Below are 25,864 nucleotides of genomic sequence, written 5' to 3' on the forward strand. Positions count from 1 at the left end.
CTGGGGCCTAAAGGGCGTCCGTCCCGGTGTTGAGAAGAATATACAGACCGACCGCGACCATAATATAGGGTGCGATCCGGTCCAGCCGGGCCATTCTGGGTGCAAACAGTTTGGCCTTAGGTGCCGCCCAGGCGGCAACTCCTGTCAATAGACAAGCGGCGGCGGCTGCACCAAACAGCCCTGCCCACCTATATGACGTCGAGGATTCCGCAAGAAGCGGTGTCATGACTGCAAACGTGTCTATGGACAGGCTGAGAAACAACAAAACAACCGAGATCACGGCTCCTTGCGGCTGGGTGTCGGTTTTGCCCCGCCCGGAAATCTGCAACCAGATGCCCCGGACACCCAATGCCAGTGGTACAACGCCAAGGTATCCAATTGTCGTTGGATATGTGCTGTGGCTCAGCCCGATGGCCACGGCGGTTGCCAGTAGAAGAACGACGGTTTGCGCGACAGCGAACCCCACGACCGGACGACGTCGGCCCATGACAACGATCAGACCGAACAACACCGCAAGGTTGTCCAGATTTGTCGAGACCTGCGCGATTCCCGCAGACAGTGCAAACAGAGCGTGATCAATCATGCCCGTTTCGCATCCGTGCCAGCACGGCGCGGGCCGCACGCAATCCCGGAGCCTCTCCACCCCGCCCCAGACGATCCATCGTGAGGGCCATGGCCTCCTGCTGAGCCTCTGGTACTTCCATGACCTTTGACAAGGCTGCGGCAATCTTGTCCGGGCGGCAATCGTCCAAAAGGCATTCGGGCACAGTGCGGGTGTCTGACACCAGATTGACCAAAGTCACCGTATCCAGCTTGACCATGCGTTCGGCCATCTTCTGGGTCAGCCAGGTCAGTTTGTAGGCGATGACCATTGGGGTGGATTGCGCAGCGAGTTCCAGCGACACCGTGCCAGACGCGGCCAGTGCGACATCTGCCGCTGCAAACGCAGCACGTTTGCGAGACGCCGCCTGATCCGCCTCTAGCTCGCGTGGGTCGATCACTATGGGTTCGCCTGGCCATGATCGGATCTGATCGCGCACCGTATCGACGATGTGCGCAACTGCCGGGACCACGACGCGCATGTCTGGATGATCGCGCAGAAACACACGCAGGGCTTCACCGAACACCGGGGCAAGCCGTTCGACTTCCCCGCGGCGCGATCCGGGAAGCGCTAGCAGGATCGGTGCTTCTCCCAGATCATAGGCGCTTCGGAATTCCGATATGTCCGTATCCGTTGCAATGGGTTCGTTTACGACTGGATGGCCGACGAAATCGCATTCCATGCCGGCCCTTGTCATGAATTGCGGCTCGAACGGCAACAAGGCCAGAACGTGGTCGATGACCTTGGCCATTTTGTCGGCCCGACCGGGACGCCAAGCCCAAACGCTAGGCGCAACATAGTGAACGGTGCGAATGTTGCTGCCCGCCTTCACCAGCTTGGCCACACGAAGCGAGAAATCCGGGCTGTCGATGGTAATCAGCACATCGGGTTGTGTATCCATAACCGCTTGTGCGGTTTCAGAAATGCGGCGTTTGAGGTGGAAGAACTTCGGCAGCACTTCAACCAGGCCCATGACAGACAGTTCTGCCATTGGAAACCGGCTGTTCAGTCCCTGCGCCTGCATCAAAGGGCCGCCTACCCCGTCGAATTCGACATCCGGGACAAGCGTCTTCAACCCTTCCATCAACGCGCCGCCCAACCGGTCGCCCGAGGGTTCACCGGCGACCAGAAACACGCGCATCAGACCGACCGCTCACGAACGAGAAGGAAAAGACCCAGTCGGTTGCATTCCTCGACGACCCGATCGCGTTGAAGGACGATTACCCCGCCTTTTTCGATAACGATGCCCGACAGACCTGCCGCAACCGCATCTGACACAGTATCAGGCCCGATCGCAGGCAGATCAACACGATGGTCCTGAGAGGGTTTTGGGGCTTTGAACAGAATGCCGCCGCCAGCATCCGGCCTTTGGGTCAGGGATTGCAGCATCCAGGCGGTTCCGAAAATCCCCTCAACCGCCATGGCCTGGCCCTTGGAAACCACGCAGGCCTGACCAATGTCGGCCGCTCCCATGGCCCGCACGATCCCAACAGCGCGGTCCGCATCCGCCAGATCCGCATCAGAAGGCTGGGTTTCGGTCAAACATCCCAACGGGGGCAACAGTTCCGGTGCGAGGTCCTGTGCCGCACGAACCGAAAGCCCGCTGTCTTCCAGAATACTGATCACAGCGCGCAACGCGCCGTCGTCGCCTGAGACAATTGCCTTCTGAATAACCGGAACCAATGGCATCGTCGCCGGATCGATCCGCGAAGGATCAATGACCGGGCGACGCACCGCGCCGGCCATGCAAATCTCGGTAACTCCACGGTTTTGAATATTAGCAATGAAACTGCCGAACCGCTCTAAAGGGAAAACGATGTCTGGCGTCAGGTCATCAGGCAGAAAGCCCTCGAGCGCGCAGATCACAGGGCGTTCGGGCAAATGGCTCAACACCTCGGTCGGCAATTGCCCGGTTCCTGCGATTAGAGCCAGCACGGTCCTATTTCCCCGGTGTCAGGAATGAACGGTCGCTGTGTCCGGTCACGAAATCGACGATGCGCCGCACATACTCACTGTTGTTGCCTTCGCCTATCCGGTGGGCCCGGTCCATGAAGGTCCCCTCGCCGCTCGACAGCTCGCGGAAAGCCGCGCGCAAGGCGGCGATATCTTCGCGCGGAACGCCCCGGCGTTTCAAACCTACGAGGTTCAACCCGTCGAGTTCGCCACGAGGCGCCTGAACAAGTCCATATGGAATTACGTCGTTGGCAACCATTGTCAGCGCCCCAATAATGGCACCGCGACCAACGCGGACCCATTGGTGCAAACCGGATATGCCGCCGACGATTACGTCATCTTCGACAATGCAATGCCCTGCAGCCCCGGCGTGGTTGACCATGATGACCCGATTGCCGATCTGAACATCATGCGCCACATGAACACCCGCCATCAAAAGACAATCGTCGCCTACCCGCGTAACACCGCCACCACCATCTGTTCCGGTGTTGATTGTCACATGTTCGCGAATGCGGTTCCGCTGACCAATTTCCAGCCGGGTGTTTTCGCCGCCGAACTTCAGATCCTGCGGTATCTCACCGATGACCGAAAAATTGAAGATAACGGTGTCCTCGCCAACCGACGTGTCGCCGGTCACGACAACATGCGATTTCAGTTCCACGCGATCTGCCAGTTTGACCTGCGGGCCGACATAACAGAACGGACCGATGGCACAGTCCTGCCCAATCTGCGCGCCGTCTTCGATGATTGCGCTGGGATGGATACGGCTCATGTTGTTTTTTCCATGTCCCAGTCGACATAGGCCGAAAACTCGGCCTCGGCCGCAACCTCGCCGTCTACAGTTGCCCGACCGCTGAATTTGAAGATCTTGCCGCCCTTTTTGCCGCGCACGGTTTCAACGTGCATTTCGAGCACATCTCCCGGAACCACTTTCCGGCGGAATTTGCACTTGTCGATGTTCATGAAATAGATCAGCAACTCGCTGTCGATGACATCCATTCCGACACCCAGCATGACACCGGCGGTCTGGGCCATTGCCTCGACAATCGTCACCCCCGGCATGATCGGCGTTCCAGGGAAATGACCCTGAAAATGCGGCTCGTTCATAGTGACGTTCTTGATGCCCACTGCGGACTGATAGCCGGAAATGTCTACCACCTTGTCGACCAGCAGAAACGGATAGCGATGCGGAAGGATCCGCTGGATCAACTGAATGTCGGCGCTCTTGGTTTCCGTCGTCATGGTAAACGAGTCCCTTCGTGCATTTCTCTTTTTCGAGTGGTTAGCAAGACCCGCGAACAAGGGCAAGCAAGCCTATTCGCTTGCCTTGTTATCCAATCTTCTACCATCGCCGATCATCGCATTGATCCGACGGATGGCCATGTTGGTGATATCGGACGATTCCGCGCGGAACAAAACATTCGACTGTTCGAGGATTACCGATGCCCCGGTCTCTCGCAAGAGGTCGACCAGAACCGGTTGCACCATCTCGAAAAACAGCTTGCGGGAGTTTTCGCTCCGGCGGGCGAGCGCATCAAGTTTGGCCCGCTGTCCTTCGCGGTGGGATTGGACCTTATCATCGAACGCTTCGGCAAGTGGCCGGAACTCTTCGGCTGTCAACGTCGACCGCCTTTCCGTCAGTTCCTTTTCTTCCTTGCTCAATTCGGCAACGATTCGTTCGTTTTCTTCCGCCAACAAGGCACTTTCGGCGTCAATTTCGCGCAGGATGCGCTGACCGAATTCTGACCCAGCGAAAAGGCGTTCGCTGGACAATGTCAAAACACCAGATTGCGGCACACCCAGTTGCTGTGCCGTACTTTGCGTTGCAACTCCGCCAAGCAAAAGCAGAATGACAAAAAGGGCCCGAACCGGGCCCTGAATGTCTGGAATAAACCGCATGACCATCAAAGGATCAGAACTGAGCCTGAATGGTCAGGTCAAAGCTGCGCTCCTGGTCAAAGTCTTCCTTTTTGAGTGCTTTGGAGAAGTTAAAGCGCAATGGGCCAAACGGCGTGTCCCAAAGAACCGACACGCCCAGAACATGGCGGATCGAGCCATCAGCACCGACGATATTCGCCCCTGCGGTATTGACGTTGTCGATGTTGTAGAGGTTGCCGACGTCGTAGAAAACACCACCGCGCAGGCCCAGTTCTTCGGGAAGGCCAAGCGGGAAATCAGATTCGAAGCGGGCCACCCAGTAATAGTTGCCGCCAATCGCATCATCCTGACCGTTCGACAGATCGCGCGGGCCGATACCGGCCGGATCGAAGCCGCGGAAAGTACTCGGGCCAAGAACAAAGCGATCCACGGTTCGGCTGAAATCGTTGCCTCTCCAATGGAATGCGCCCATTTCCAGCGAAGCGCGCAGGACGACCTCTTCGCTCAGAACACGTGTCTGGGCAATGCCGCGCGCGGTCGATTTGATGAACTTGTCGTCGCCACCAAGACCGGCCGCGTCCACACCGACCTCAAACAGGACACCAGCGTTTGGATTCAGACCGGCGAGCCGGCTGTCATACACATAGGAAATACCCAAGGCACTGCTGCTGCGTTCACCTTGTGCAATTTCCGAGGCAATGACGGCACCGTTGATCTGGTTGTCCTGCTGCGTCATTTCACTGCGGTCCCAGCTGTAACGCAGGCTCAGCGAGGAAAGTTCGCCAATCGCATAGCTGATTTGCGGGGTGAAGAACACTGTATCGGTGTCATAGCTTGCAAAGCTCGAATTGGTTGTCGAAAGACCAAGGCCAAGATCGAACCGCAGCTTCCGACCCAACAGATAGGGTTCGGAAAAGTTGATGACGTATTGTTCCGAATCCTGCGCGGTTGAAAGCGAAAGACCCAAGTTCTGTCCGCGTCCCAGGAAGTTGGATTCGTTCAGACCGATCGCAATACCAAATCCGTCAGCGGCCGAGAAACTACCGCCAAGGCTGAGAGAGCCGGTTGGCTGTTCTTCGACGTCCACATCAACGATGACCTGACTGGGCGATGACCCTTCACGAGGTTCCACATCCGCCGTTGCGAAGAAACCAAGGGCACGAATACGCTCGGCGCTCTGGCGAATTTCGCGGGGGTTGAACGGATCACCTTCGACGGTATCGAACTGACGGCGGATCACACGGTCCAAGGTCGTCGTGTTTCCTTCAATATCGATCCGTTCGACAAAAATACGCGGACCGCGGGTCAGTACAAATTCAACGTTGAGCGTCAGATCTCTCTCGTTCCGGGTAACACGCGGCTCTACTCGCAGGAAATCAACGCCCTGCTTCAGACCCAACCGTTCCTGCCGGGCGATCGAGTTTTCGACCAGAGAAGGCGAATACGTTACGCCCGGTTTGATTTTCAGGGCTTGCTGATACGCGGCAGCGTCGACGCCGGGAATTTCACTGACAGTCGTGATTTTTCCAAACGAGAACTTCTGGCCTTCGGTGATGTTCATCACCAGAAAGAACGCATCTCGTTCGCGGGTGAATTCAACATTTGCGCTGTTGACCCGAAAGTCGACATAGCCGCGCGACAGGTAAAAGTCGCGGATAACCTGTTTGTCGAACTCGATACGGTCAGCGATAAACGTGTCGCCGCGCAGGAAAGTCCGCAGGATGTTCGCTTGCTTGGTCTCCAGAACCCTGCGCAGGCGCCGATCGGAATATGCGCGGTTGCCGACAAAGCTGACCCGCTCAACTTCGATCGTTGTGCCTTCGGCAATTTCGAACACCAAGTCGACACGGTTGTCGCTGCGCCGGATAATGCGCGGGATGACAGTCGCTGCAACCCGACCCTGTGCCGAGTAAATATCAGCGATCAGGTCCGCGTCTGCTTCGGCAACCTGAGGCGTAAAGACCCTGCGCGGCTGCGAGGAAATCGCATCCATCAAGACATTGTCCTTAACACGGCGATTGCCCTCAATGCTGATCTTGTTGATCGTCGGGTATTCCTGAACCTCGATCACCAATATCGACCCGCGCGGTGTCAGTTCGACTGTTTCAAAAACACCACTGTCAAGCAATCGCTGATAGGCATCATTCAACTGTCCTGCCGTCACGGTTTGACCCGGTTCGATTCCGGTCCGCGAGATAATTGTCGAGGTTTCGATGCGTCGGTTACCTTCCACCTGGAAGGAATTGATCGTGAAGTTCTGGGCATGTGCCGCCTGCGGCGCAGCCACTAAACTCATTGCACTAAAAAGAAAAAGAAACGTTAGTGTGCGCCACAAAATATTGTTTGCAGTCTTGTTCACACCGCAGAATATGCCCACGCCCCGCCTGTCCGTCATTTTTTTCACTACCCAGAATTTTCAGACTTTTAATGCTGAGTAACGGGATTGAAGGGTCTTGTCAAAAGCGCAAAAACACAAAACGGCCCAGCGGGCCGTCTAAATCAATCAACATGTTGGGCGAGAATCACATACCTGCCAGGTATGCCCCACCTGCAAGCGCCAGAGCCGTCGCGCCAAAGCACAAAAGAACATCCCAGTTCAATATGAACAGAACGCTGAACCCCTGGTAGGATTTTTGCAGAGTCTTTGGCATCGGTCTCTCAGCCTGTCTTTCAATACACCAAACAATCTTAGCCATGGATTTGGGCAAGATTGCGGCATCAATGTGCGCGAGACGTCACATTCAGCAGAACAGGTCGTTGCTGACAGAAAACAGCATCAGGCCAAGTATCAGGCTGATCCCCACCCCCATCAGAATCCGCAGGGCTGCGTCACTAGGCGGTTTGCCGGCGACCGCTTCGTAAGCGTAGAACACCAGATGACCGCCATCCAATGCCGGGATCGGGAACAGATTCAGAAGGCCTACGGCCGTCGACAGAACCGCGATGAAGAACACAAAACTCTGTGCGCCCTGACTGGCCATTGCTCCGGATGTCTCGGCAATACCGATAGGACCGGACATGTTGCAGGTGCTGATCGCCCCTGTAATCATATGCCAGATGCCAGACAAAGAACCGTTGATTACGCGCAAAGTCTGTCGTGCACCGCCTGTCAGGGAATCCAATAAACCCGCCGGAACAGTAGCCGGTTCCAGCATCATCCCGCCAACGATCCCGATACGCCAATGCGTTACGAATCCGCCGTCCGGCTGAGGTTCATCCGTACGTCTTGGGGCTAAGGCAAATTCCAGATCGGCGCCGTCCCGCCAGACGTTCAGCAACAGCACACGCCCGTCAGATCCTTCGACCCGCTCTTTCAATTGCTCGAAGGCAAAAATGGGGTCTCCATCCACCGACGTAATCACGTCGCCCGATGCCAGTTGAATGTCCATTGCAGCACTGCGCGGTGTAACCTGCTGGATCAGCGGCGGAAACAGCCAGGGCGCGGACACATTCAGTGTCTCGCCGTCCCGGATGATGGTGTATTCCAGGCTCGGTTCAACCGGCAGAGACTCGGTAAACTCGGTCCACGAGATTTCCTCGTCGAAATCCGGGGTAGGAATACCGGCAATTGCGATGATCTCATCGCCTTCCCGCAACTCCTGAACAGAACCGGGCAATGGTTGGAGTTTGCCAACGGTCAACGGCTCTCGTGAAACACCCTGAGACCAGAAGATCAGCCCGAAAACCAGAATGGACATTGCGAAGTTGAACGCGGGCCCCGCCGCAACGGTCGCCGCACGGGCCCACAAAGGCGCACCATGCATGGTACGGCGTACTTCTTGAGGGCTTTGTTCTGTAATTTCGTGCATCGCAGCTTCGTCCTTGCCCGAAGCAGCGTTGGCATCACCAAGAAACTTGACGTAACCACCGAACGGCAACAGGGCGATCTGCCATTTTGTCCCGCGCTTGTCCATGCGGCTCCACAGGACAGGACCGAATCCGATCGAAAACACCTCGGCATGAATGCCGGACCAACGTCCAACGATATAATGGCCGTATTCGTGCACCGCGACGATGACAGACAGTGCAACCACAAAAGCAACAATCGTGTACAGCAGGCTGCCGAATTGAGGGATCAGGGAAAGAGTGTCCAAGGGTTTATCCTGCTCGTTGGAGTATGGCTTCGTCGACCCATTGACGTGCCAGATGGTCCGTTTTTTGCACATTATCAAGGGTCATAGGGGCATCAATAAGGCCATCTTCTGTATCAAATCTGTCCAGAACCGCTGCAACGGTATCGCCCATCTCAAGAAATCCGATGTCCTTGGCGATAAATCTGTCCAGAGCACGTTCTTTGGCCGCGTTGAAGACGGCACCGGAAAGACCCCCACGGGCCATCACCTCGCGCGCCAGCCGCAACGCGGGGTACCGCGATTCGTCAGGGTCCTGAAACCGAAGCTGCCCAAGCCGTGCCAGGTTCAGACGGTCGACCGGCAGGCTCTGCCTTTCGGGCCAGTGCAGAGCGTAGCCAATGGCATGGCGCATATCCGGTGCACCCATATGGGCCATGACAGCGCCGTCACTAAACCCGACCAGTGCATGTACAATCGATTCCGGGTGGATCAGAACTTCGATCTGGTCCGGGTCTATTCCAAATAATTCTTTCGTTTCAATTACCTCCAGCGCCTTATTGAACATTGATGCGCTGTCTATGGTAATCCGTTGTCCCATGTTCCAATTGGGGTGACTCGACGCTTGCTCGACCGTCGCGAGGGCCAGGTCCGACAAGGGCCAATCACGAAACGCCCCGCCGCTGGCGGTAATGATCACCCGTTCGACGGTCTCAATGTTTTCTCCGACCAGCGCCTGAAACACGGCCGAATGTTCACTGTCCACAGGCAGCAGGCGCGCGTTGTTTTTGCGCGCAGTCTCCAGAACCAGAGAACCAGCACACACCAGCGTCTCTTTGTTTGCCAAGGCCAGCGTCGCCCCTCGTTTCAGCGCTTCGATGCCCGGAGTTAGCCCGGCTGCGCCCACAATGGCCGACATTACCCAGTCGGCCGGGCGGGATGCAGCCTCGGCCAGTGCTTTTTCGCCTGCCGCAACCGCAACCCCGCTGCCGGACAGCGCGTCTCGCAAATCCTCAAGCCGGTTTTCATGGGCGGTCACGGCCAGATCGGCGCCGAGCCTGCGGGCATCTTCGGCCAGTTGTCGGATGTTTGCCCCGCCCGTCAGCGCGACAACATCGTAGGACGAAGGATTCCGGGCGATCAGGTCAATGGTGTTTTGACCGATGGACCCGGTCGCGCCAAAAATTGAGATCTTGCGCATTACATAACCCCGGGGGCGTAGAACAACCCTGCGATCAACACGAACAAGGCAGCCCCCATCATTCCATCGAACCGGTCAAGAAAGCCGCCATGTCCGGGTATCAGGTTCGAGCTGTCCTTGACGCCAAACTTTCGTTTAACCGCGCTTTCCACGATATCTCCGGCCTGACTGGCCATCGACGCCAGCACCGAAATCAGCACAAACAACACACCAAACCCGGCCTGCATCGCGACAACACCGCCAACAATGGCTGCGGCAACCCAACCGCCTGCCGTACCGGACCATGTTTTCTTCGGGCTTACCTTGGGCCAAAACTTAGGGCCGCCAAACGTTTTGCCAACAAAATACCCTGCAACATCTGTTGCGACGACAACGGCGATCAACCAGACCATCCAGCCAAAGCCCATGGTTTCACGGATCGAAATGAAACCCAGACCGGCGGCGGCGATCCAGAAGGCAAACGCGGCATAAAGCCCTTTTGCCCGACTGATCTGCCCTGCCCCGACCAGCGCTGGCGCGAGCAAAAACGGCAACGTGTAAAGCGCAGGCAGGTGATAGCTGAGGACGACGGCAACCCCGGTCAATATCCCCAACTGAACCGCCAGACCGGCTTGACCCGGATCAATCATGCGGACCAGTTCCCAGGTCATGATGGCGCAGGCCGCAGCGATGAATGCTTCGAACCACAATCCGCCAAGCCACACTTCCACTGCACCGATAGCAACCAGAACAGCTGCCGACAGAATTCGGGCCGTCAGGTCAGACCATCGACCGTCGCTCATGCGAGAACTGCGCCAAAGCGGCGCTCACGCGAGCCAAAGTTCCGACACAAATGTTCAAGTTCAGCTGCTGTGAAATCCGGCCAAAGCGTGTCGATGAACTCATATTCGGAATAGGCTGACTGCCACAGAAGAAAGTTCGAAATCCGCGCTTCGCCGCTGGTGCGAATTACAAGATCGGGATCAGGAAGAACATGCGTATCCAAGTATCTTGGAAGCGTTTCTTCATCCACATCTTCGGGGCGCAACCGGCCCGCTGCCACGTCGCGCGCCAGACGTTGTGTACCGCGGGCAACTTCATCCCGCCCGCCGTAGTTCAAGGCAACCGTGAGATGGACCAAGTCATTGTCTCGGGTTTCTTCCTCAAGCGTGTCCATCAGTCTGGTCAGCTTGGAATCCAGACGTACCCTGTCTCCGATAAAGCGGACACGAATACCGTTTTCCTTCAGCGTTCGCGTTTCTTTGATGATGTATCGGCGAAACAGGCTCATCAGTCCGGCGACTTCAACCTGTGTTCGTTTCCAATTCTCTGTCGAAAAGGCGAATACGGTCAGATACTTCACGCCAAGACCGGGGCAAGCTTCGACCACCTCGCGAACACGCCGCGCACCTGCGTGATGTCCATACAGCCTAGGCCGGCCACGTGCTTGTGCCCAACGACCATTGCCATCCATAATGATGGCGACATGGCGCGGTCCGGCGGCGATAGGAGTGCGGGGATCGTTGGGCATTCTTCCGGCTCAGACCTGCATAATTTCTGCCTGTTTGGTCTCTAGTGCGGTATCAACCGATTTAATCATCTCATCGGTCAGATCCTGCACCTCGGTCTCCCAGAATTTCTGGTCGTCTTCAGACATGCCGTCGGACTTGGCCTTCTTGATCTGGTCCATGCCATCCCGGCGCACGTTCCGAATGGAGATCCGTGCGCTTTCAGCGTACTGCCCTGCAACCTTGCCCAGTTCGCGACGACGCTCTTCGTTCAACTCGGGGATCGGCAGCATGATGATGGTGCCGTTCAGTTGAGGATTTATGCCCAACCCACTTTCACGAATGGCTTTTTCCACTTTGCCGACAAGGGACTTGTCCCATACGTTCACAGTAACCATCCGGGGTTCGGGCACGTTGACGGTGCCAACCTGGTTGATCGGGGTCAGCGAACCATAGGCATCAACCATGATCGGCTCCAGCATCGACGCTGATGCGCGGCCAGTCCGCAGGGATGCAAATTCGGTTTTCAGGTTGGCCATTGCGCCGTCCATGCGGCGTTTCAGATCATCAGTGTCCAGTTCAAAATCGTCAGACATGCTGCTCACTCCCCGTTTTCAGGTACTGTTGGAATGGGTCTTAAGCCATCGCAAATGGGATGTATAGCAATGATGAGCCGGAATTGCGCCAATGACCAGAGGTGTTTCCGGCATTTTTGAGGTGTTTCCTCGGCAAAAGAACCGGCCAGCATTGGCGCTGGCCGGTTAGAAAATCACCGGGTGTGTCACGCGTTTACATCAACGACAACACGGCCCTGAACCTGTCCTTGAAGAATATCCGCGCCAAGTTTGGGCAAATCGCTCAAGGATGCAGGCTGTACCATGGCGTCCAGTTTTTCCATCGGCAGGTCTGTCGCGATACGTTTCCAAGCGCGCACCCTGTTGTCATAAGGCTGCATCACGCTGTCGATGCCCAACAGGTTGACGCCCCGCAACAGGAACGGGATGACCGTCGCAGGCAGGGCCGCCCCACCGGCCAGACCAACCGCGGCAACCGATGCGCCATATTTCATCTGTCCCAGAACCCGGGCCAGCATCGCACCGCCTACCGCATCAATACAGCCCGCCCAGGTCTCGCTTTCCAGCGGGCGTTTTGTGGTCTCGTTCAGATCCTCGCGCGGAACGATCGTGGTCGCGCCCAGAGTTTTTAGATAATCGGCAGCTTCCGCGCGCCCCGTTACTGCGGCAACTTCATAGCCCAGATTGGCCAGTATCGCAGTTGCCACGGACCCAACGCCGCCGGCCGCGCCTGTTACCAGCACAGGACCCTGACCCGGCTGCAGGCCATGGTCCTCCAGCGCCATGACCGCAAGCATGGCAGTGAAACCAGCTGTTCCCACAGCCATCGCCTGCCGCGCGTCCAACCCATCGGGCAACGGAACCAGCCAGTCGGCCAGTGCGTTGGCTTTCTGCGAATAGCCGCCCCAATGGGCCTCGCCCACGCGCCAACCGGTCAGAACCACTTTGTCGCCCGGTTTGTATCTGTTGTCCGAAGACGTCTCGACCGTTCCTGCGTAGTCGATGCCCGGAATATGCGGATAGCTGCGGACCAGCCCGCCCCCTTTGGCCGACAAGCACAGACCGTCCTTGTAATTTACGGTCGAGTATTCGACGGCGACCGTAACCTCGCCATGGGGCAGATCATCAATCGACAGTCCTTTGATCGACGCACTGGCCAACCCGCTTTCTTCGTCTTTCTCCATTACCAATGCATTGAACATCGTGCTTTCCTTTCCTTTTCACAGCCAGGATATCGCATTTACCTGGTTAGATTATTCAGGGTGGAGTGCAGTGACGAGGGTATAGCCCCTGCCCGTCAGGCCCAGAATTTGGCCTGAACAACCGCCTTGCGCATGCCCCGTGAAGTTTGAATTTCCAGTTCCGTACCCGCAGCCCAATGGCTGGCGTGCACCATTCCGATTGCAACGTTTGTTCCGAAATCCGGCGACCAGACGGCCGATGTGACCTGGCCGACCCGGTTCCCTTCACAGAAGGCTGGCCAGGCCCGGTCGCACGGGGGAACTGGATCGCCGTCAATCGCGACCGGCCGGATCTGCTGTTTGGGACCCTTCTCGGAGGCCTTCACCAGAGCGTCCCGACCCACACATTCCGTCACGACGTCCGTATTGCAGAACTTGCCCAACCCGCATTCATGCGGGGTGTTTTCGTGGGTCATGTCGTTACCATAAGACAAAAGCCCGCCTTCGATGCGTTCAATCAGGTTTGGGCAACCGGCGCGCACATGCAGATCTTCCCCGGCTTTGAAAAGGGCGTTCCATAGCGGCATACCGATATCACTGCCGTCTACATAAACCTCGAACCCGCCCTGTTTCGAATATCCGGACCGCGCGATGACAAGGTCGCGCCCGCGAAACCGGAACAGGCCGAACCGGAAAAAGCGGATGTCGCGGATCCCGTCGCCGAAAACACGCGCCATCAACTCATCAGATTTTGGGCCTTGGATCGCCAGAGGCGAGACATCCGGTTCCCAAACCTGAACATCCAGTGCAAGCCCATTCGCCAAGCCATTGACCCAGAACAACAAGTCACTGTCCGCGATCGAGATCCAAAAGCGGTCTTCGGACAATTTCAGCGCGACGGGGTCGTTCAGCATCCCTCCGGCCTGGTTCACGATCGGAACATAGTAGCACTGACCGGTCACCATTCCGCTCAGATCACGCGGGGTGAGCATCTGCAGCAGGCGCGCCGCATCAGGACCGCGAACCTCGATCTGGCGCTCGCAAGAAACATCCCAAACCTGAACGTGGGTCTTGAGATGGCGGCAATCCGCTTCAAGCGACTCGAACACCGTCGGCAACAACATCCTGTTGTAAACCGTGTACGCTTTGACACCCGCTTCCTCGACGCCTTCGGAAAAAGGTGTTCGGCGCAGTCGGCGTGACGGTGAAATCAGGGCCATTCAGGCACCCTCCGGCAGAAAGACCAGATCACTGACCGGCGCGGATGAGCCAGCTTCCGTCAACATCTTGTGCAACTGTCCCCGATGATGGGTCTGGTGATTGAACATGTGGATGACGCATTGCGCGTAAGGCTTTGTGACATCAGCTTCTTTTGCGGCTGAAAACCAGGTAAAGTCTCCGGTCAAGACGTCGTCACCCAACTCGTCGGCCCATTTGGCAATACGGACATCAACAGTCTCACGAAGCGGCATCCAATCGGACAGACCAGCGCAGACAGATGTGCTTTCCGGGATTCCGCCACCCGGTCCCGTTCCCTTGTCAAAGCGCGAAATCCAGATCCAGTCACCCCACAAAAGATGGTTGGCCGTTCCCATGATCGAGCCAAAGAACGCACCACGCTCACGCATCAGTTCTTCTTGTGGCAGCGCTTGCAAGAATCCTTTTAACTGGCTGTTCTGCCAGTTATTGTATCTGGCCATTTGACGCGCATAGGCACCTGTAATCATCATTTGGGCCCATGCCAGTCGATGGGGCAGATTTCAGCGGACTTGCCACCAAAATCCCAGACCCGGCCATAATCGCGAACCTTTGATTTGTTTCCCTTCGCGACAATGATGTCCGGTCCCATCCAATATTTCGAGTTGGAAACCATCACCGGATGCTCGGGGTCCTTGCCTGCAAGCATTTCAATTTCACCCTGAATCTTCCGGCCGATCATGATGCGACGTTTGGTACCGTCCCGCTCAATCTCGACCGGAGCACGCTCGGCCCCAATGATTTCACTGACCAGCATGGTAAAAAGTCCGGTCGTTCCGCCGGCCTGCCCGCTGAATATCTGAAGCAAGCCGTTATACGCCTTGCCGCTGGCGCGTTCGTCCACATACGCGGCCACTTTCCACTGGCCTTCCCCCATACGGCCGGGAATATCAACCAGCAATCCCACGTTCAGGCCCGACAGGTCCTCACCTTCATAGTGCCCCTCATCAATGATGATACCCATCCAGGCATGGCAGTGTCCCTCGGTCGGGGGGTGCGCGCCCAGCGAGACCACGCAGGGGCAAAACACATCGCAGGAGCAATTCAGGATCAGTTCACCCTTGATGGACCAGTCCGTCGGGCTCATCTCGCGGCGTTTGGGGTTCGGCATGCGACTGTCGATCCGCTGGCTGATCGGAAGCTTGTCGGAATCCTTTTTTCTGTTTTTAGCCATAAGCTTACCCTCCGTAAATGATAGGATACACGAGCAGAAGAAGGCCACCCGCGATCAATGCGAACCCCAGCGGTCGTGTGACCGCGTGACCGATCTGGGGTAATTTTTCCAAAACCATGAACAGGGTCGCCAGACCCATCCATAACAGGCTCATGACACCGCCCACAAACCCCAGCGCCATGAAGCCCCAGCAACAGCCGACACAAAATGCGCCCAGCCCAAGGCCCATCCGCAGGCCACCCAGGAAACCGGTCTTCCAGTGGCCAAGGAAGTACGTCATCGGGGCGTGACACACACCATGACACACCTCTTTGACGCGGCTGAACTGAAAAGCGCCCACAACGATCATAAGTCCAGCGGCGAAATAGCCGGATTTGGCGATACCGAGCATGTCGACAATGCCGCCAAAAAGCAGCGAAAGCTGAACCGCGGCGATAAAGGCGGCAAATCCAACCCAAACCAGAAAATACCCGGCCAAAACGCCGACCCAACCGGCACGCGTTCCATTGGCGCTGTGGATAAGATCATCGTAACTGCGCAGCGTCGGAACCAAAGTCGGCAGCATCATGGCCGCCATCATGATAGCCCACATCCAGAACAGCGGACCGAATTCCGCCATGGGCATATACATGTCCATGCGCGGGTCCATCACGCGCATCGCCTCGCCCATCGGACCCGGTCGCCCGATCAGATCGAGGTCCATGTCGCGGCTCATCGAGAACATCATCCACCACGCCCAGAGGATCGTGATGTAGAAACTCAGCCAAAGACCGCTGCGTAAAACTGCGCGACTCACTCGCTCCTCCCGACTCAGTCCTTGCATTTCAAATGTCAGACTTTTAAATGTCAGACAAATAAAAACTGAGTTTTGGCGTGTCGGACATGAAAGTTGATCCCAAAAAACCGGCTGACTTGTCGGCACAGATTGCTCAGGCCATTCGCGACGCCATTGTCTCGGGTGAGTTGATTGTCGACGCACGCCTGCCGTCCGAGGCCGAGTTGTCGGAACAGTTTAAGGTCTCGCGACCGACCGTACGCGAGGCGCTCAAAAGGCTCGCCGCGCAATCACTTATCCGAACCCAGCGTGGCGCTTCGGGTGGTGCTTTTGTCAACAAACTGAGCTTTGAGGACGCCTATTCGCAGCAAGTCACCACCTCGACCCTGCTGCTGTCAATGAATGCTGTCAGTTTCGACACCGCCTGCGAAGCCCGTTACGCGCTCGAGCGGGCCTGTGCCGCCCTTTCGGCAGCGCGTCACACCCCGGACCACCTGACCACGATGCGGACCGAAATCTATCGTCAGTCACAACCCGGGCTGACCGATGAAGCCTTTTGTGCCTCGGATGTTGCTTTTCATCGCGCTTTGGTCGACGCCGCAGGCAATCCGGTTTTGTCCTACCAGTTGGCGGGTGCGGTCGAAGCGATGCAGCCGCTGATGAACATGATCACCTTCTCCGCCCGGTCCCGGGAAGAGATCATTGCGCTGCACAACCGGATCGCCGATTCGATTGAGGTGCGGGATGCGGTGGCGGTGGACCGAACGCTCGTCGAACTGGAAACCTACACGAGGCAACTGGCCCATGACGTGGCTGAACGCCGACGCAACCCAGCCTGATTTCGCATCAGATAAAGCTTGACGGAGGAGGCAGACGAAAAGGACACTCGGGCAGGCAGCATGACAGCCGGCATGAAGACCGGATCTCTCAATGCAAATTGAATTACAATTACTTACGGGAGGACGTTATGAACCAAAGACCGGACCCAACCTTTTACCCATCCGCCAAGCTGGCGATGGAGGGCCCAACGGAAACTCTGGCCTTCACGCTGATGCTCAGCCCCGACTTTTCGCAACCGGATGGTCTGGCTGTCGTTAACGTCGATCCGACTTCGGCGGATTACGGAAAAATCGTTCATCAGGTGATCATGCCCGAAAAGGGTGACGAGTTTCACCATTTCGGCTGGAATGCCTGCTCATCATCGCTGTCGCCGCTCAGCGGCCATGCATTTCTAGAACGCCGCTATCTGATCATTCCCGGCATACGGTCCAGCCGCATTTACATCATCGATGTCAAAAACCCGCTGGAAGCGAAGATTCACAAGATCATCGAACCCGAGGAAGTTTTTGCCAAGACGGGATATTCCCGGCCTCATACCATTCACTGCGGCCCCGAAGGCATCTACGTCAGCACATTGGGTGGCGGTGGCAAAGACGGCACAGACGGCCCGCCGGGTATCTTCATCATGGATTGCGAAAGCTTCGAGATCATAGGCCGATATGAAATCGAACGCGGGGTTCAGGACAAACACTATGACTTCTGGTGGAACCTGCCGCGTGATTACATGGTCAGTTCTGAATGGGCGCTGCCGCCGCAGTTTGAAAACGGGATCGTGGCCGAGGATCTGCTGTCGAACAAGTACGGCCACCGCATCCACTTCTGGAACCTGCGCAGCCGCACGAATATCCAAACTATCGATCTGGGTGAAAACCATCAGATGGCGTTGGAAATCCGCCCGGCGCATGATCCGGTCAAGCAACACGGCTTCTGTGGCGTTGTGGTGGATACCACTAATCTTCAAGGTGCCATCTTCACCTGGTGGCGCAATGACGACGGAACGTTCGAAGCCAAGAAGACCATCACAATCGATCCGCAACCCGCTGATCCCGAAGATCTTCCCGATCTTCTCAAGGGGTTTTCGGCCGTTCCGCCTCTGGTCACGGATATCGATCTGAGTCTGGACGACAAGTACCTTTATGTTGCCTGTTGGGGCACCGGTGAGATGCATCAATACGATGTGTCGGACCCGATGAACCCGACCCTGGCCGGCAAGGTCGAGATCGGTGGGATCGTCAAAAAGACCAAGCATCCCAACGGCAATGACTTTGGTTACGGACCGCAGATGGTTGAGATCAGCCGGGATGGCAAACGCGTCTACTGGACCAACTCGCTGTACTCCACCTGGGATGATCAGTTCTATCCGGGCGAACGCGGCGCAGCCATGGTCAAGGCCGATGTCGGTGACAATGGCGGCCTGACACTGGACCCCAAGTTCTGGGTCGACTTCCCCAAGGGCTATCGCAGCCACCAGATCCGGCTAGAAGGCGGCGACTGTTCGACGGACAGTTTCTGCTACCCGTCCGTCTGATTTGGAGTTCCTGATGACATCAACGGCCGGCCTGTGGCTGGCCGTTGTGCTTAGCGGTGCATATCACGGCCTGAACCCCGGCATGGGCTGGCCGCTGGCCGTTTCAGCGGCATTGATGGAGCAGAAGCAATCGGCCCTTTGGCGAGCGCTGACTGCCTTGGCTGGGGGGCACTTTCTCGCCATGCTCGGGGTCTTGCTGCCGTTCGCGCTGATGGCGGTTTTAGTGGATTACCAGCGCGAAATTAGGATCGGCGCAGCCCTGATCGTTATCGCCATGGGCTTTTACATCGCGATTGTCCGTCGCCACCCCCGCGCCCTCTCCCGTGTTCCTCCGGGAAAGCTGGCATTGTGGTCATTTCTTGTCGCTCTGGCCCATGGCGCCGCGCTTATGCTGGTTCCAATCTATCTGGGACTTTGCAATCTGGATGAGCTGGACGCCGGGCATCGTGCGGTTTCCGAGATCATGACGACCAACGGTCTTCTGGTGCTGGCCGTTGCCGCGCTTCACACAGCCGCAATGGTTTTGGGCGGAGGCATTCTGGCCTATGCCGTCTATCGCTGGTTGGGTCTGCAATTCCTGTCACGCAGTTGGTTCAACCTCGAACTCATCTGGGCACTTAGCCTTATTCTTGTGGGGATACTGGGCCTGTGGTCGGCAATTTAGGTTCTTTCCTTTGCGAACATGCGCATTACTCTCCCTTTCAACAAAAACGACATGAGACCGGAATGACCCCGACCCTGAATACGCTTGCCGCGATACTGACAATCGGCTTTGGCCTTTTCGGCTTTCTGGCTCCGGCCTGGACTGCGGCTTCACTGGATTTAGCCCCAACAAACAGCACCATGGGCCTGAGCGAGATGCGCGCTTCGGTTGGCGGATTGTTCGTAGTCACCGGCCTTGCTGTTTTGTGGTTCAATAACCCAATGGCCTACACGATGCTTGGCGTGGTCTATGCCGGCGCGGCATTGGGCCGGTTCGTATCGATTGCACTGGACAACCCGCCACTGGCCAAGGCGATGGTTTTCGGCGGAATCGAACTGGCGTTGGCAATCTGGCTGATCCTGGCGAACATGAACAAGTCAGTTTAATAAACTGAAAAGAAACAATTACGTCAGCGAAAATCTGGATTTGCATCCGATCGGAACGTCACCTATATATGAAGGGTCCTTCGGGACTATGGACATAAACGCGCTCGTAATAAGCGGATCGGACCCGGGGGCGGTACCCGGCGGCTCCACCAATATCCTTCGTTTGGGGAACATGGGGCCGAAACAGGATCGACGAACGTCTAAAGGAGTTAGCTTTGTCTCGGCTGTCTGCCACCGTTATCGGCGAAAATAGTACAATTGCAAACGACAATCGTGCTCCGGTTGCAGTTGCTGCGTAAGCAGTAGCAAGACCGAAACTTAAGTCCTTGCGCCTAGCAGCGTAAGGCGGGGTTCGCAGGTACCTGGCAACAGAAACCTGCATTTCAATGCAATTTGTCCGGTCAGAAACACTCTCTTGTTCAGGGATTGTTCATTCCTTTTTGCCATCGTCACTTCCATCAGAAGGGAGAGCGGCGATGTCACATTCCGAATTGCTCAGGCAGTGGTATTCAGAGGTTTGGGAAAACGGCAACACAGAAGCCATCGGACAGTTCTTTGCCCCCGACACGCTGGCCGAGGGGTTGATCCCGGAAATGCAGGTCGGCGCTGACGATTTCCGTGATCTGGTGACCGCATTCCGGCATATCCTTGGCGACATAAAAGTCGACCTGCCGAAGATAATCGAAGACGGCGATTGGGTTTCTGCCATTGTCCATCTACAGACGACACGCGCCGACAATGGCGCACCACTACAGGCAAGCGGCAGCGTCATCGCGCGTATCAAAGACGGGTACATGGTCGAAGCTTATAATCAGTTCGACTTTATTTCTTTTTTTGAACAGCTTGGACAGTTTCCCGAAGATACCCTGCCCGTCTGCATGACCGGACTAAGACTGGACTGGGCCTGATCAAAACCTGCGACCTTGACCATGAAAGCCGTTCCACGTTAGCAAAGGGTATGGGGTAACATTGCGAACGCCCCGTGAGGCGTCAGCCCAAGTTTCGCATGTATCCGAACGCGACAGGAGACATGCCATGGCTGCGCCAAATTCCATCACCTCCAAACAACTGCTGCGACTGATCGGAACACCGACAGCGCTGGTTTTGGTGGATATCTGCCTCGAGGAAGACTTTGCAGCGGATCCGGTCCTGATTCCGGGTTCAGTACGGCATACCGCGTCAGACATGCAGGGCCTTATGGCGACGATCGATGGGCGCTCCAGTGTAATCATTTGCCAAAAAGGCAAAAAGCTGAGCCAGGGCGTAGTTTCGTGGCTGCGCAGCGAAGGACAACAGGCCGAGTTTCTGGAGGGCGGTATACAGGCTTGGCGCGATACGCCGGGGGCGCCAAGCGTCCCCTACTCCGCTATTCCGCCCCTGGTTGACAATCGGACGCTTTGGGTGACCCGACACAGGCCCAAAATAGACCGCATCGCATGCCCTTGGCTGATCCGGCGTTTTGTCGACCCCAATGCGCGTTTTCTGTTTGTCGCGCCGTCGGAAGTGAAGGAAGCGGCCAGAATATTCAATGCCACCCCATTTGATATTGAAAACACGGTCTGGGGCCATGACGGGGACAAATGCACCTTTGACACAATGCTGGACAAGTTCGACCTTCACATGCCCGCGCTTGACCGGATGGCGACTGTTGTCCGGGCGGCAGACACAGACCGTCACGATCTCGCACCCGAGGCGGCCGGTCTGCTCGCTCTTTCCGTTGGCCTGTCCCGCCAATACCGGGATGATCATGAGAACCTGTTAGCTGGCCTTGCTCTGTATGATGCGCTGTACCGTTGGGCCCGGGACGGGTATGAAGAAGGCCATAACTGGCCCGGCGAGCAAAAATAATGACACCCGACTATTCCGAATTGATCCGGGTATTCGGCCGGATTGGGCTGCTGTCGTTTGGTGGTCCCGCAGCACAGATTTCACTTATGCATCAGGAACTGGTCGAACGCAGACCATGGCTGGACGAACAAAGCTATTTGCGCGCTTTGTCCTTATGCATGTTGCTACCGGGGCCCGAGGCGATGCAGCTTGCAACCTATGCCGGCTGGCGCCTGCGCGGTGTGCTTGGCGGATTGATCGCGGGTGGCCTTTTCGTCATACCTGGCGCCATCATCATTGCGGTTCTGGTTGGTCTTTATGTCGCCTTTGGAGAACTTCAGGTTGTACAGGCCGGGTTTCTGGGCATCAAGGCGACCGTAATCGTCATCGTACTGCAGGCTTTGCGAAACCTGTCGCGAAAGGCTCTGTCCGATGCCGAACATCGCATCCTTGCTTTGCTGGGCTTTCTGGCAATTTTTGCACTTAACCTGCCGTTTCCACTTATCATATTTGCAGCCGCTCTCTGGGGCTTCGCGACCTTCAAAGGTCAGCACCCTTCGACACCCGCGCCAGCAGCCCCGACCATGTCCCGTCCGATCAGAACTGCGGTGATTTGGCTGACCCTCTGGCTTGGGCCCTTGGCTGTTCTGACCCTGACGGGGCAGCAACTTCTCAGCGATCTGGGGTGGTTCTTTGCGCGCCTCGCAGTTGTCACTTTTGGTGGTGCCTATGCCGTTCTGGCATACATGACGCAAACAGTCGTCGACACATATCAATGGATCAGCACGGACCAGATGATCGATGCGCTTGGGTTGGCTGAAACGACGCCGGGCCCACTGATTTTGGTAACACAATTCGTGGCCATGTTGACGGGTCAGTTGTCAGGGGGCGCATCCATGGCTATAGCGGCGGGTGCCGTGGCCCTTTGGGCCACGTTTGTTCCCTGCTTTCTGTGGATTTTTCTTGCCGCGCCGTTCCTGGATCAACTGGCGGCCCGCCCGCGCCTGTCTGCGGCTCTGCACGGGATTACCGCTGCAGTTGTGGGGGTGATTCTCAACCTATCCTTGTGGTTTGCCCTCAATGTTCTATTTGAACAAGTTCCGGAAAAAACTCTGGGTCCTGTATCAATTCCCGTACCCGACACCTCGACTTTGGACGTCGCTGCCTTGATACTGACGTTAGCTGCCGGAGTGTTGATTTTCCGCCTAAAAATCGGGATGGTTCCGACTTTGGGTCTGATGGCCTGCGCCGGAATTTTACTGAACCTCCTATGAACAATCAGGTGTAACGCGGCCTTTCGTTTCCTTTGAAATCCCCTATGCTAGACGCTACCACTTTTGAGGATGACACATGTCGCAAGACATCGACTATGGAAACCTGATGCACACCGCCATGCGCGGTCTGATCAAAACGGTTTTGACCGGCGTTTCGGAACATGGACTGCCAGGTGCGCACCACTTTTTCATCACCTTCGATACCCGGCATGATGGTGTTGAACTGGCCGATTGGTTGCGCCAACGCTATCCGCAGGAAATGACGATCGTAATGCAGCATTGGTTCGAAAACCTTGAAGTGGGCAATGCGGGGTTTTCCATCACTTTGAATTTTGGTGATGCGCCTGAACCGCTTTATATTCCGTACACGGCCATCAAGACTTTTGTTGATCCGTCTGTGGAATTCGGGCTGCGTTTCGAAAGTCCGGAAGACGAGGAAGAAACGGACGAAGATATCGAAGAAATCATCGAGGTCGAAGAACCGGATGAACCGCATGACGCGGATGTGGTTTCCCTGGACAGTTTCCGGAAATAGCCAAGCTTCCGCTTGAAACAGACCCCGCCTTGAGCGGGGTTATTCTTTTTTCAGAAACGTTTCCACCGAGCGGGATTTTACCCCATCGCGAAACCGCGAAAACGACAGGTTCAACCCGCCTTCGGCCAGTGTTCGGTCAAACTGCTGCAATTCGTACCCACCTGTTTCCGAGATAAAAAGGGAAAACACGGTCAGCGTTTCGCCATCAATGCGCCCCCAGACGAAAGGCTCTCCTTTCATGGGGTCGAGTGGAACCTCGTGCCCGAACACGTTGCGTTTCATCGCTGCAGAAAACACGTCTTGCCGGTTTGACGGCTGAAAGTCGATCGAGAACTTCTGTTCCTTGATACGCCCATCTGCCTTGTAGGTGGTCGTCGTCCAGCTCACATTGAAGCCGTTGTCGGTTTCGTGAATTGAAACGCTCATGTCTCTGGGCGTCTCGCTCCCGTCTTCGTCCACGAGATTGGCTGACCCAGTATAATCACCCAAAAACGGCCCGATGCTGGACGCCTGCGCGGGATGGCTGGAGACAAGCACCCACGCAAATGCACACATCACTATTGCGACAAGTGTCGGGGAAAATGTCGTGCGGGAAACGTGCATCAGATCCTCCATCGCAATAATGCTTATATTGTAGCTCAGCATGACGCGGGCACAATGGGACGGATGCACCCGTTGGCAACAAAATTGTCGCTGCTCTCTGCCTATACCTTTGTCACCCTTGAGATTAAGGTGCGCGCAACTGGCCGATTGCGTTGCAACCCGCTTGGCGCTAAACGGCATACAATTGCATACACGACGGAGTGACAGATGTCTCAGACCCGCACCGAATCCGACAGTTTTGGCCCGTTGGAAGTGCCCGCTGACAAGTATTGGGGCGCTCAGACACAGCGTTCGATCATGAACTTCCCGATCGGGTGGGAAAAGCAGCCGGTTGCCATCGTTCGCGCGCTGGGTGTGATCAAAAAAGCTTGCGCGATGCAGAACAAGGCCACCGGCAAGCTGGATGCAAAAATTGCGGATGCGGTCATTCAGGCGGCCGGAGAAGTGATCGAGGGCAAGTTTGATGACAACTTCCCTCTGGTCGTTTGGCAAACCGGATCCGGCACCCAGTCGAACATGAACTCGAACGAGGTCATCGCGAACCGCGCCATCGAGATTCTGGGTGGCGTTATCGGATCGAAAGAGCCAGTGCATCCGAACGATCACTGCAACATGGGGCAGTCATCCAACGATACCTTCCCAACTGCGATGCACATCGCAACAGCAATGAGCGTTCGTGACGTCCTGCTGCCGGGTCTTGAAAAGCTGGCTTCCGGGCTTGAGCAGAAGGCTGAGGAATTCAAGGACATCATCAAGATCGGACGCACGCATACGCAGGATGCGACGCCCCTGACCCTGGGTCAGGAGTTTGGCGGGTACGCCCATCAGATTCGTCAGGGAATTGCCCGTGTGCATGCCGCAATGCCCGGCATTTATGAATTGGCGCAAGGTGGTACCGCTGTTGGTACCGGTCTGAACACACAACACGGTTGGGACCATGCGGTTGCCGCAAACATGGCCGAAATCACCGGCCTGCCCTTTGTCACGGCGCCCAACAAGTTCGAAGCACTGGCCGCGCATGACGCGATGGTGTTCCTGTCGGGTGCTTTGGCCACGATTGCCGGTAGTTGCTACAAGATCGCCAATGACATCCGCTTTCTGGGCTCCGGTCCCCGGTCGGGGCTGGGCGAACTTATCCTGCCGGAAAACGAACCGGGTTCGTCGATCATGCCGGGCAAGGTAAACCCGACCCAGGCCGAGGCGCTGACGCAGGTGGCCGCCCATGTCATGGGCAACGACGCCGCGATCAAGTTCGCTGGCAGCCAGGGTCATTTCGAGCTGAACGTCTATAACCCGATGATGTCCTACAATCTGTTGCAATCCATTCAATTGCTCGGCGACGCCGCTGACAGCTTTACCGAACGGATGCTGCTGGGCATCAAGGCCAACGAGTCGCGCATCGAAAAGCTGATGACGGAATCGCTGATGCTGGTCACTGCGCTTGCGCCGACCATCGGTTATGACAATGCCACGACCGTTGCCAAGACTGCCCACAAGAACGGTACCACCCTCAAGGAAGAAGCCATCGCACTTGGCTTTGTGGATGAGGCCACTTTCGACGCAGTGGTACGCCCTGAACAGATGATTGGCCCGAAAGACTGATGGGCAAGCCGGTAAATTTGAACCGGTACCGAAAACAGAAAGCGCGGGCTGAAAATAAGGCCCGCGCAGATCAAAACGCTGTGGCTTTTGGACAAACCAAGGCCGAAAAAGAGGTTGTCAGGCTTCGACAAGACAAACAGAAGCGTGACCTCGACAATCACGAGCTGAAGGAATGAGTGGCCGCCCGGTCAAACGCTCGCTGACCCTTCAGGGGCACCGCACTTCGGTTTCTTTGGAAGACGAATTCTGGCGCGCGTTCCGTGACATCGCACGGGAAAAAGATAAGCCGATCAATTCCCTGGCGGCGGAAATTGATGCGGCCCGCGATCCTGAAACAGGTTTGGCTTCCGCCATTCGAGTCTTTGTTCTGAACTGGTATCGCAACCGGGATTGAGGCTTGTAAAGGTCTGGCAG

General features: G+C 56.4%; 30 protein-coding genes and 1 other RNA gene. 12 read left to right on the plus strand and 19 right to left on the minus strand.

Features of this window, described 5'->3' with window-relative positions; genetic code table 11:
* Nucleotides 1-7: 7 nt before the first annotated feature.
* The 18 genes from ACR0JW_RS02195 to ACR0JW_RS02280 all read right to left on the minus strand — a co-directional run bounded on the left by ACR0JW_RS02195 (nt 8) and on the right by ACR0JW_RS02280 (nt 16,173).
* Entirely contained in the window at nt 8-583 is a 576-nt protein-coding gene (locus ACR0JW_RS02195) for a hypothetical protein (protein WP_170677038.1), read from the minus strand.
* Entirely contained in the window at nt 576-1,742 is a 1,167-nt protein-coding gene (lpxB, locus tag ACR0JW_RS02200; protein ID WP_170824549.1) for a lipid-A-disaccharide synthase, read from the minus strand. The genes ACR0JW_RS02195 and lpxB overlap by 8 nt, the downstream gene beginning before the upstream one ends.
* The gene (locus ACR0JW_RS02205) at nt 1,742-2,536 is read right to left on the minus strand and encodes a UDP-2,3-diacylglucosamine diphosphatase LpxI domain-containing protein (protein WP_170677034.1); all 795 of its coding nucleotides are present in this window, start codon (nt 2,534-2,536) and stop codon (nt 1,742-1,744) included. Before ACR0JW_RS02205 ends, lpxB begins: the two co-directional genes overlap by 1 nt.
* 4 nt (nt 2,537-2,540) lie before the next feature.
* A complete protein-coding gene (gene lpxA, locus ACR0JW_RS02210; protein ID WP_170615079.1) occupies nt 2,541-3,326 on the minus strand; it encodes an acyl-ACP--UDP-N-acetylglucosamine O-acyltransferase in 786 nt (261 codons plus the stop codon).
* The gene (gene fabZ, locus ACR0JW_RS02215; RefSeq protein WP_170677032.1) at nt 3,323-3,796 is read right to left on the minus strand and encodes a 3-hydroxyacyl-ACP dehydratase FabZ; all 474 of its coding nucleotides are present in this window, start codon (nt 3,794-3,796) and stop codon (nt 3,323-3,325) included. The genes lpxA and fabZ overlap by 4 nt, the downstream gene beginning before the upstream one ends.
* A 72-nt stretch (nt 3,797-3,868) precedes the next feature.
* Nucleotides 3,869-4,453, minus strand: a complete 585-nt coding sequence (locus tag ACR0JW_RS02220) for an OmpH family outer membrane protein (protein WP_321253041.1) — start codon at nt 4,451-4,453, stop codon at nt 3,869-3,871.
* Between the two features lie 13 nt (nt 4,454-4,466).
* A complete protein-coding gene (gene bamA / locus ACR0JW_RS02225) occupies nt 4,467-6,827 on the minus strand; it encodes an outer membrane protein assembly factor BamA (protein WP_170677028.1) in 2,361 nt (786 codons plus the stop codon).
* A 127-nt stretch (nt 6,828-6,954) separates the two neighbouring features.
* Nucleotides 6,955-7,083, minus strand: a complete 129-nt coding sequence (locus ACR0JW_RS02230) for a hypothetical protein (protein ID WP_480713544.1) — start codon at nt 7,081-7,083, stop codon at nt 6,955-6,957.
* 90 nt (nt 7,084-7,173) lie between these two features.
* Nucleotides 7,174-8,526, minus strand: a complete 1,353-nt coding sequence (gene rseP / locus ACR0JW_RS02235; RefSeq protein ID WP_170677026.1) for an RIP metalloprotease RseP — start codon at nt 8,524-8,526, stop codon at nt 7,174-7,176.
* A gap of 4 nt (nt 8,527-8,530) precedes the next feature.
* On the minus strand, nt 8,531-9,703 hold the full coding sequence (dxr, locus tag ACR0JW_RS02240; protein WP_170677024.1) for a 1-deoxy-D-xylulose-5-phosphate reductoisomerase: 1,173 nt from the start codon (nt 9,701-9,703) through the stop codon (nt 8,531-8,533).
* Nucleotides 9,703-10,485 carry a phosphatidate cytidylyltransferase gene (locus tag ACR0JW_RS02245; protein ID WP_170677022.1) on the minus strand — a complete coding sequence of 261 codons (783 nt, stop codon included), beginning with the start codon at nt 10,483-10,485 and terminating at the stop codon, nt 9,703-9,705. Before ACR0JW_RS02245 ends, dxr begins: the two co-directional genes overlap by 1 nt.
* Nucleotides 10,482-11,213 carry a polyprenyl diphosphate synthase gene (gene uppS / locus ACR0JW_RS02250; protein ID WP_480713545.1) on the minus strand — a complete coding sequence of 244 codons (732 nt, stop codon included), beginning with the start codon at nt 11,211-11,213 and terminating at the stop codon, nt 10,482-10,484. Before uppS ends, ACR0JW_RS02245 begins: the two co-directional genes overlap by 4 nt.
* Nucleotides 11,214-11,222: 9 nt before the next feature.
* Entirely contained in the window at nt 11,223-11,786 is a 564-nt protein-coding gene (gene frr, locus ACR0JW_RS02255) for a ribosome recycling factor (protein WP_170618994.1), read from the minus strand.
* A gap of 185 nt (nt 11,787-11,971) precedes the next feature.
* A complete protein-coding gene (acuI, locus tag ACR0JW_RS02260; protein ID WP_170677018.1) occupies nt 11,972-12,967 on the minus strand; it encodes an acryloyl-CoA reductase in 996 nt (331 codons plus the stop codon).
* A gap of 95 nt (nt 12,968-13,062) precedes the next feature.
* Nucleotides 13,063-14,166: a dimethylsulfoniopropionate demethylase gene (locus ACR0JW_RS02265; protein WP_170677016.1), complete on the minus strand. Its 1,104-nt coding sequence runs from the start codon at nt 14,164-14,166 to the stop codon at nt 13,063-13,065.
* Nucleotides 14,167-14,673, minus strand: coding sequence for a DinB family protein (locus tag ACR0JW_RS02270; RefSeq protein WP_170677700.1), 507 nt, complete (start codon nt 14,671-14,673; stop codon nt 14,167-14,169). It abuts the gene before it with no gap.
* Nucleotides 14,673-15,377: a DUF1326 domain-containing protein gene (locus tag ACR0JW_RS02275; protein ID WP_170615090.1), complete on the minus strand. Its 705-nt coding sequence runs from the start codon at nt 15,375-15,377 to the stop codon at nt 14,673-14,675. The genes ACR0JW_RS02270 and ACR0JW_RS02275 overlap by 1 nt, the downstream gene beginning before the upstream one ends.
* A gap of 4 nt (nt 15,378-15,381) precedes the next feature.
* Entirely contained in the window at nt 15,382-16,173 is a 792-nt protein-coding gene (locus ACR0JW_RS02280) for a DUF2182 domain-containing protein (RefSeq protein WP_480713546.1), read from the minus strand.
* An 86-nt stretch (nt 16,174-16,259) separates the two neighbouring features.
* On the opposite strand from ACR0JW_RS02280, the gene ACR0JW_RS02285 reads away from it, so the two are divergent.
* The 9 genes from ACR0JW_RS02285 to ACR0JW_RS02325 all read left to right on the plus strand — a co-directional run bounded on the left by ACR0JW_RS02285 (nt 16,260) and on the right by ACR0JW_RS02325 (nt 23,245).
* On the plus strand, nt 16,260-16,991 hold the full coding sequence (locus ACR0JW_RS02285) for a FadR/GntR family transcriptional regulator (RefSeq protein WP_480713547.1): 732 nt from the start codon (nt 16,260-16,262) through the stop codon (nt 16,989-16,991).
* A gap of 128 nt (nt 16,992-17,119) precedes the next feature.
* Nucleotides 17,120-18,520, plus strand: a complete 1,401-nt coding sequence (locus tag ACR0JW_RS02290) for a selenium-binding protein SBP56-related protein (RefSeq protein WP_170677010.1) — start codon at nt 17,120-17,122, stop codon at nt 18,518-18,520.
* Nucleotides 18,521-18,533: 13 nt separating this feature from the next.
* Nucleotides 18,534-19,184, plus strand: a complete 651-nt coding sequence (locus ACR0JW_RS02295) for a hypothetical protein (RefSeq protein WP_170677008.1) — start codon at nt 18,534-18,536, stop codon at nt 19,182-19,184.
* Between the two features lie 62 nt (nt 19,185-19,246).
* On the plus strand, nt 19,247-19,609 hold the full coding sequence (locus ACR0JW_RS02300; protein ID WP_170677007.1) for a DUF4345 family protein: 363 nt from the start codon (nt 19,247-19,249) through the stop codon (nt 19,607-19,609).
* A gap of 36 nt (nt 19,610-19,645) precedes the next feature.
* Nucleotides 19,646-19,992: a transfer-messenger RNA gene (ssrA, locus tag ACR0JW_RS02305) on the plus strand.
* A gap of 93 nt (nt 19,993-20,085) precedes the next feature.
* On the plus strand, nt 20,086-20,517 hold the full coding sequence (locus ACR0JW_RS02310; protein WP_480713548.1) for an ester cyclase: 432 nt from the start codon (nt 20,086-20,088) through the stop codon (nt 20,515-20,517).
* Between the two features lie 127 nt (nt 20,518-20,644).
* Nucleotides 20,645-21,457 carry a chromate resistance protein ChrB domain-containing protein gene (locus ACR0JW_RS02315; RefSeq protein ID WP_480713549.1) on the plus strand — a complete coding sequence of 271 codons (813 nt, stop codon included), beginning with the start codon at nt 20,645-20,647 and terminating at the stop codon, nt 21,455-21,457.
* Nucleotides 21,457-22,710 (plus strand): chromate efflux transporter, encoded by a 1,254-nt coding sequence (gene chrA, locus ACR0JW_RS02320; protein WP_170677003.1) that lies wholly within the window; start codon nt 21,457-21,459, stop codon nt 22,708-22,710. The genes ACR0JW_RS02315 and chrA overlap by 1 nt, the downstream gene beginning before the upstream one ends.
* Nucleotides 22,711-22,786: 76 nt before the next feature.
* Nucleotides 22,787-23,245 (plus strand): ClpXP protease specificity-enhancing factor SspB, encoded by a 459-nt coding sequence (locus ACR0JW_RS02325; RefSeq protein ID WP_170824555.1) that lies wholly within the window; start codon nt 22,787-22,789, stop codon nt 23,243-23,245.
* A 39-nt stretch (nt 23,246-23,284) separates the two neighbouring features.
* Here the strand turns inward: ACR0JW_RS02325 and ACR0JW_RS02330 are convergent, their stop codons facing one another.
* Complete coding sequence (locus tag ACR0JW_RS02330; protein ID WP_480713631.1) at nt 23,285-23,800, minus strand: hypothetical protein; 516 nt, start codon at nt 23,798-23,800, stop codon at nt 23,285-23,287.
* A gap of 255 nt (nt 23,801-24,055) precedes the next feature.
* On the opposite strand from ACR0JW_RS02330, the gene fumC reads away from it, so the two are divergent.
* From fumC to ACR0JW_RS02345, 3 genes are read left to right on the plus strand one after another with little or no spacing between them, the layout of a single operon-like run.
* Entirely contained in the window at nt 24,056-25,450 is a 1,395-nt protein-coding gene (fumC, locus tag ACR0JW_RS02335) for a class II fumarate hydratase (protein WP_170676997.1), read from the plus strand.
* Complete coding sequence (locus ACR0JW_RS02340) at nt 25,450-25,626, plus strand: DUF4169 family protein (protein WP_170676995.1); 177 nt, start codon at nt 25,450-25,452, stop codon at nt 25,624-25,626. Before fumC ends, ACR0JW_RS02340 begins: the two co-directional genes overlap by 1 nt.
* Nucleotides 25,623-25,844, plus strand: a complete 222-nt coding sequence (locus tag ACR0JW_RS02345; protein WP_170676993.1) for a ribbon-helix-helix domain-containing protein — start codon at nt 25,623-25,625, stop codon at nt 25,842-25,844. The genes ACR0JW_RS02340 and ACR0JW_RS02345 overlap by 4 nt, the downstream gene beginning before the upstream one ends.
* Nucleotides 25,845-25,864 lie beyond the last annotated feature (20 nt).

Source organism: Ruegeria sp. BG6 (assembly GCF_056538465.1).

What these genes read in the sequence shown, in the direction of transcription:
- ACR0JW_RS02195 (WP_170677038.1), bottom strand. Translation starts at nt 583, where the DNA reads ATGATTGATCACGCTCTGTTTGCACTGTCTGCGGGAATCGCGCAGGTC.
- lpxB (WP_170824549.1), bottom strand. Translation starts at nt 1,742, where the DNA reads ATGCGCGTGTTTCTGGTCGCCGGTGAACCCTCGGGCGACCGGTTGGGC.
- lpxA (WP_170615079.1), bottom strand. Translation starts at nt 3,326, where the DNA reads ATGAGCCGTATCCATCCCAGCGCAATCATCGAAGACGGCGCGCAGATT.
- fabZ (WP_170677032.1), bottom strand. Translation starts at nt 3,796, where the DNA reads ATGACGACGGAAACCAAGAGCGCCGACATTCAGTTGATCCAGCGGATC.
- ACR0JW_RS02220 (WP_321253041.1), bottom strand. Translation starts at nt 4,453, where the DNA reads ATGCGGTTTATTCCAGACATTCAGGGCCCGGTTCGGGCCCTTTTTGTC.
- bamA (WP_170677028.1), bottom strand. Translation starts at nt 6,827, where the DNA reads ATGACGGACAGGCGGGGCGTGGGCATATTCTGCGGTGTGAACAAGACT.
- ACR0JW_RS02230 (WP_480713544.1), bottom strand. Translation starts at nt 7,083, where the DNA reads ATGCCAAAGACTCTGCAAAAATCCTACCAGGGGTTCAGCGTTCTGTTC.
- dxr (WP_170677024.1), bottom strand. Translation starts at nt 9,703, where the DNA reads ATGCGCAAGATCTCAATTTTTGGCGCGACCGGGTCCATCGGTCAAAAC.
- ACR0JW_RS02245 (WP_170677022.1), bottom strand. Translation starts at nt 10,485, where the DNA reads ATGAGCGACGGTCGATGGTCTGACCTGACGGCCCGAATTCTGTCGGCA.
- uppS (WP_480713545.1), bottom strand. Translation starts at nt 11,213, where the DNA reads ATGCCCAACGATCCCCGCACTCCTATCGCCGCCGGACCGCGCCATGTC.
- frr (WP_170618994.1), bottom strand. Translation starts at nt 11,786, where the DNA reads ATGTCTGACGATTTTGAACTGGACACTGATGATCTGAAACGCCGCATG.
- acuI (WP_170677018.1), bottom strand. Translation starts at nt 12,967, where the DNA reads ATGTTCAATGCATTGGTAATGGAGAAAGACGAAGAAAGCGGGTTGGCC.
- ACR0JW_RS02265 (WP_170677016.1), bottom strand. Translation starts at nt 14,166, where the DNA reads ATGGCCCTGATTTCACCGTCACGCCGACTGCGCCGAACACCTTTTTCC.
- ACR0JW_RS02270 (WP_170677700.1), bottom strand. Translation starts at nt 14,673, where the DNA reads ATGATTACAGGTGCCTATGCGCGTCAAATGGCCAGATACAATAACTGG.
- ACR0JW_RS02275 (WP_170615090.1), bottom strand. Translation starts at nt 15,377, where the DNA reads ATGGCTAAAAACAGAAAAAAGGATTCCGACAAGCTTCCGATCAGCCAG.
- ACR0JW_RS02285 (WP_480713547.1), top strand. Translation starts at nt 16,260, where the DNA reads ATGAAAGTTGATCCCAAAAAACCGGCTGACTTGTCGGCACAGATTGCT.
- ACR0JW_RS02290 (WP_170677010.1), top strand. Translation starts at nt 17,120, where the DNA reads ATGAACCAAAGACCGGACCCAACCTTTTACCCATCCGCCAAGCTGGCG.
- ACR0JW_RS02295 (WP_170677008.1), top strand. Translation starts at nt 18,534, where the DNA reads ATGACATCAACGGCCGGCCTGTGGCTGGCCGTTGTGCTTAGCGGTGCA.
- ACR0JW_RS02300 (WP_170677007.1), top strand. Translation starts at nt 19,247, where the DNA reads ATGACCCCGACCCTGAATACGCTTGCCGCGATACTGACAATCGGCTTT.
- ACR0JW_RS02310 (WP_480713548.1), top strand. Translation starts at nt 20,086, where the DNA reads ATGTCACATTCCGAATTGCTCAGGCAGTGGTATTCAGAGGTTTGGGAA.
- ACR0JW_RS02315 (WP_480713549.1), top strand. Translation starts at nt 20,645, where the DNA reads ATGGCTGCGCCAAATTCCATCACCTCCAAACAACTGCTGCGACTGATC.
- chrA (WP_170677003.1), top strand. Translation starts at nt 21,457, where the DNA reads ATGACACCCGACTATTCCGAATTGATCCGGGTATTCGGCCGGATTGGG.
- ACR0JW_RS02325 (WP_170824555.1), top strand. Translation starts at nt 22,787, where the DNA reads ATGTCGCAAGACATCGACTATGGAAACCTGATGCACACCGCCATGCGC.
- ACR0JW_RS02330 (WP_480713631.1), bottom strand. Translation starts at nt 23,800, where the DNA reads ATGTGTGCATTTGCGTGGGTGCTTGTCTCCAGCCATCCCGCGCAGGCG.
- fumC (WP_170676997.1), top strand. Translation starts at nt 24,056, where the DNA reads ATGTCTCAGACCCGCACCGAATCCGACAGTTTTGGCCCGTTGGAAGTG.
- ACR0JW_RS02340 (WP_170676995.1), top strand. Translation starts at nt 25,450, where the DNA reads ATGGGCAAGCCGGTAAATTTGAACCGGTACCGAAAACAGAAAGCGCGG.
- ACR0JW_RS02345 (WP_170676993.1), top strand. Translation starts at nt 25,623, where the DNA reads ATGAGTGGCCGCCCGGTCAAACGCTCGCTGACCCTTCAGGGGCACCGC.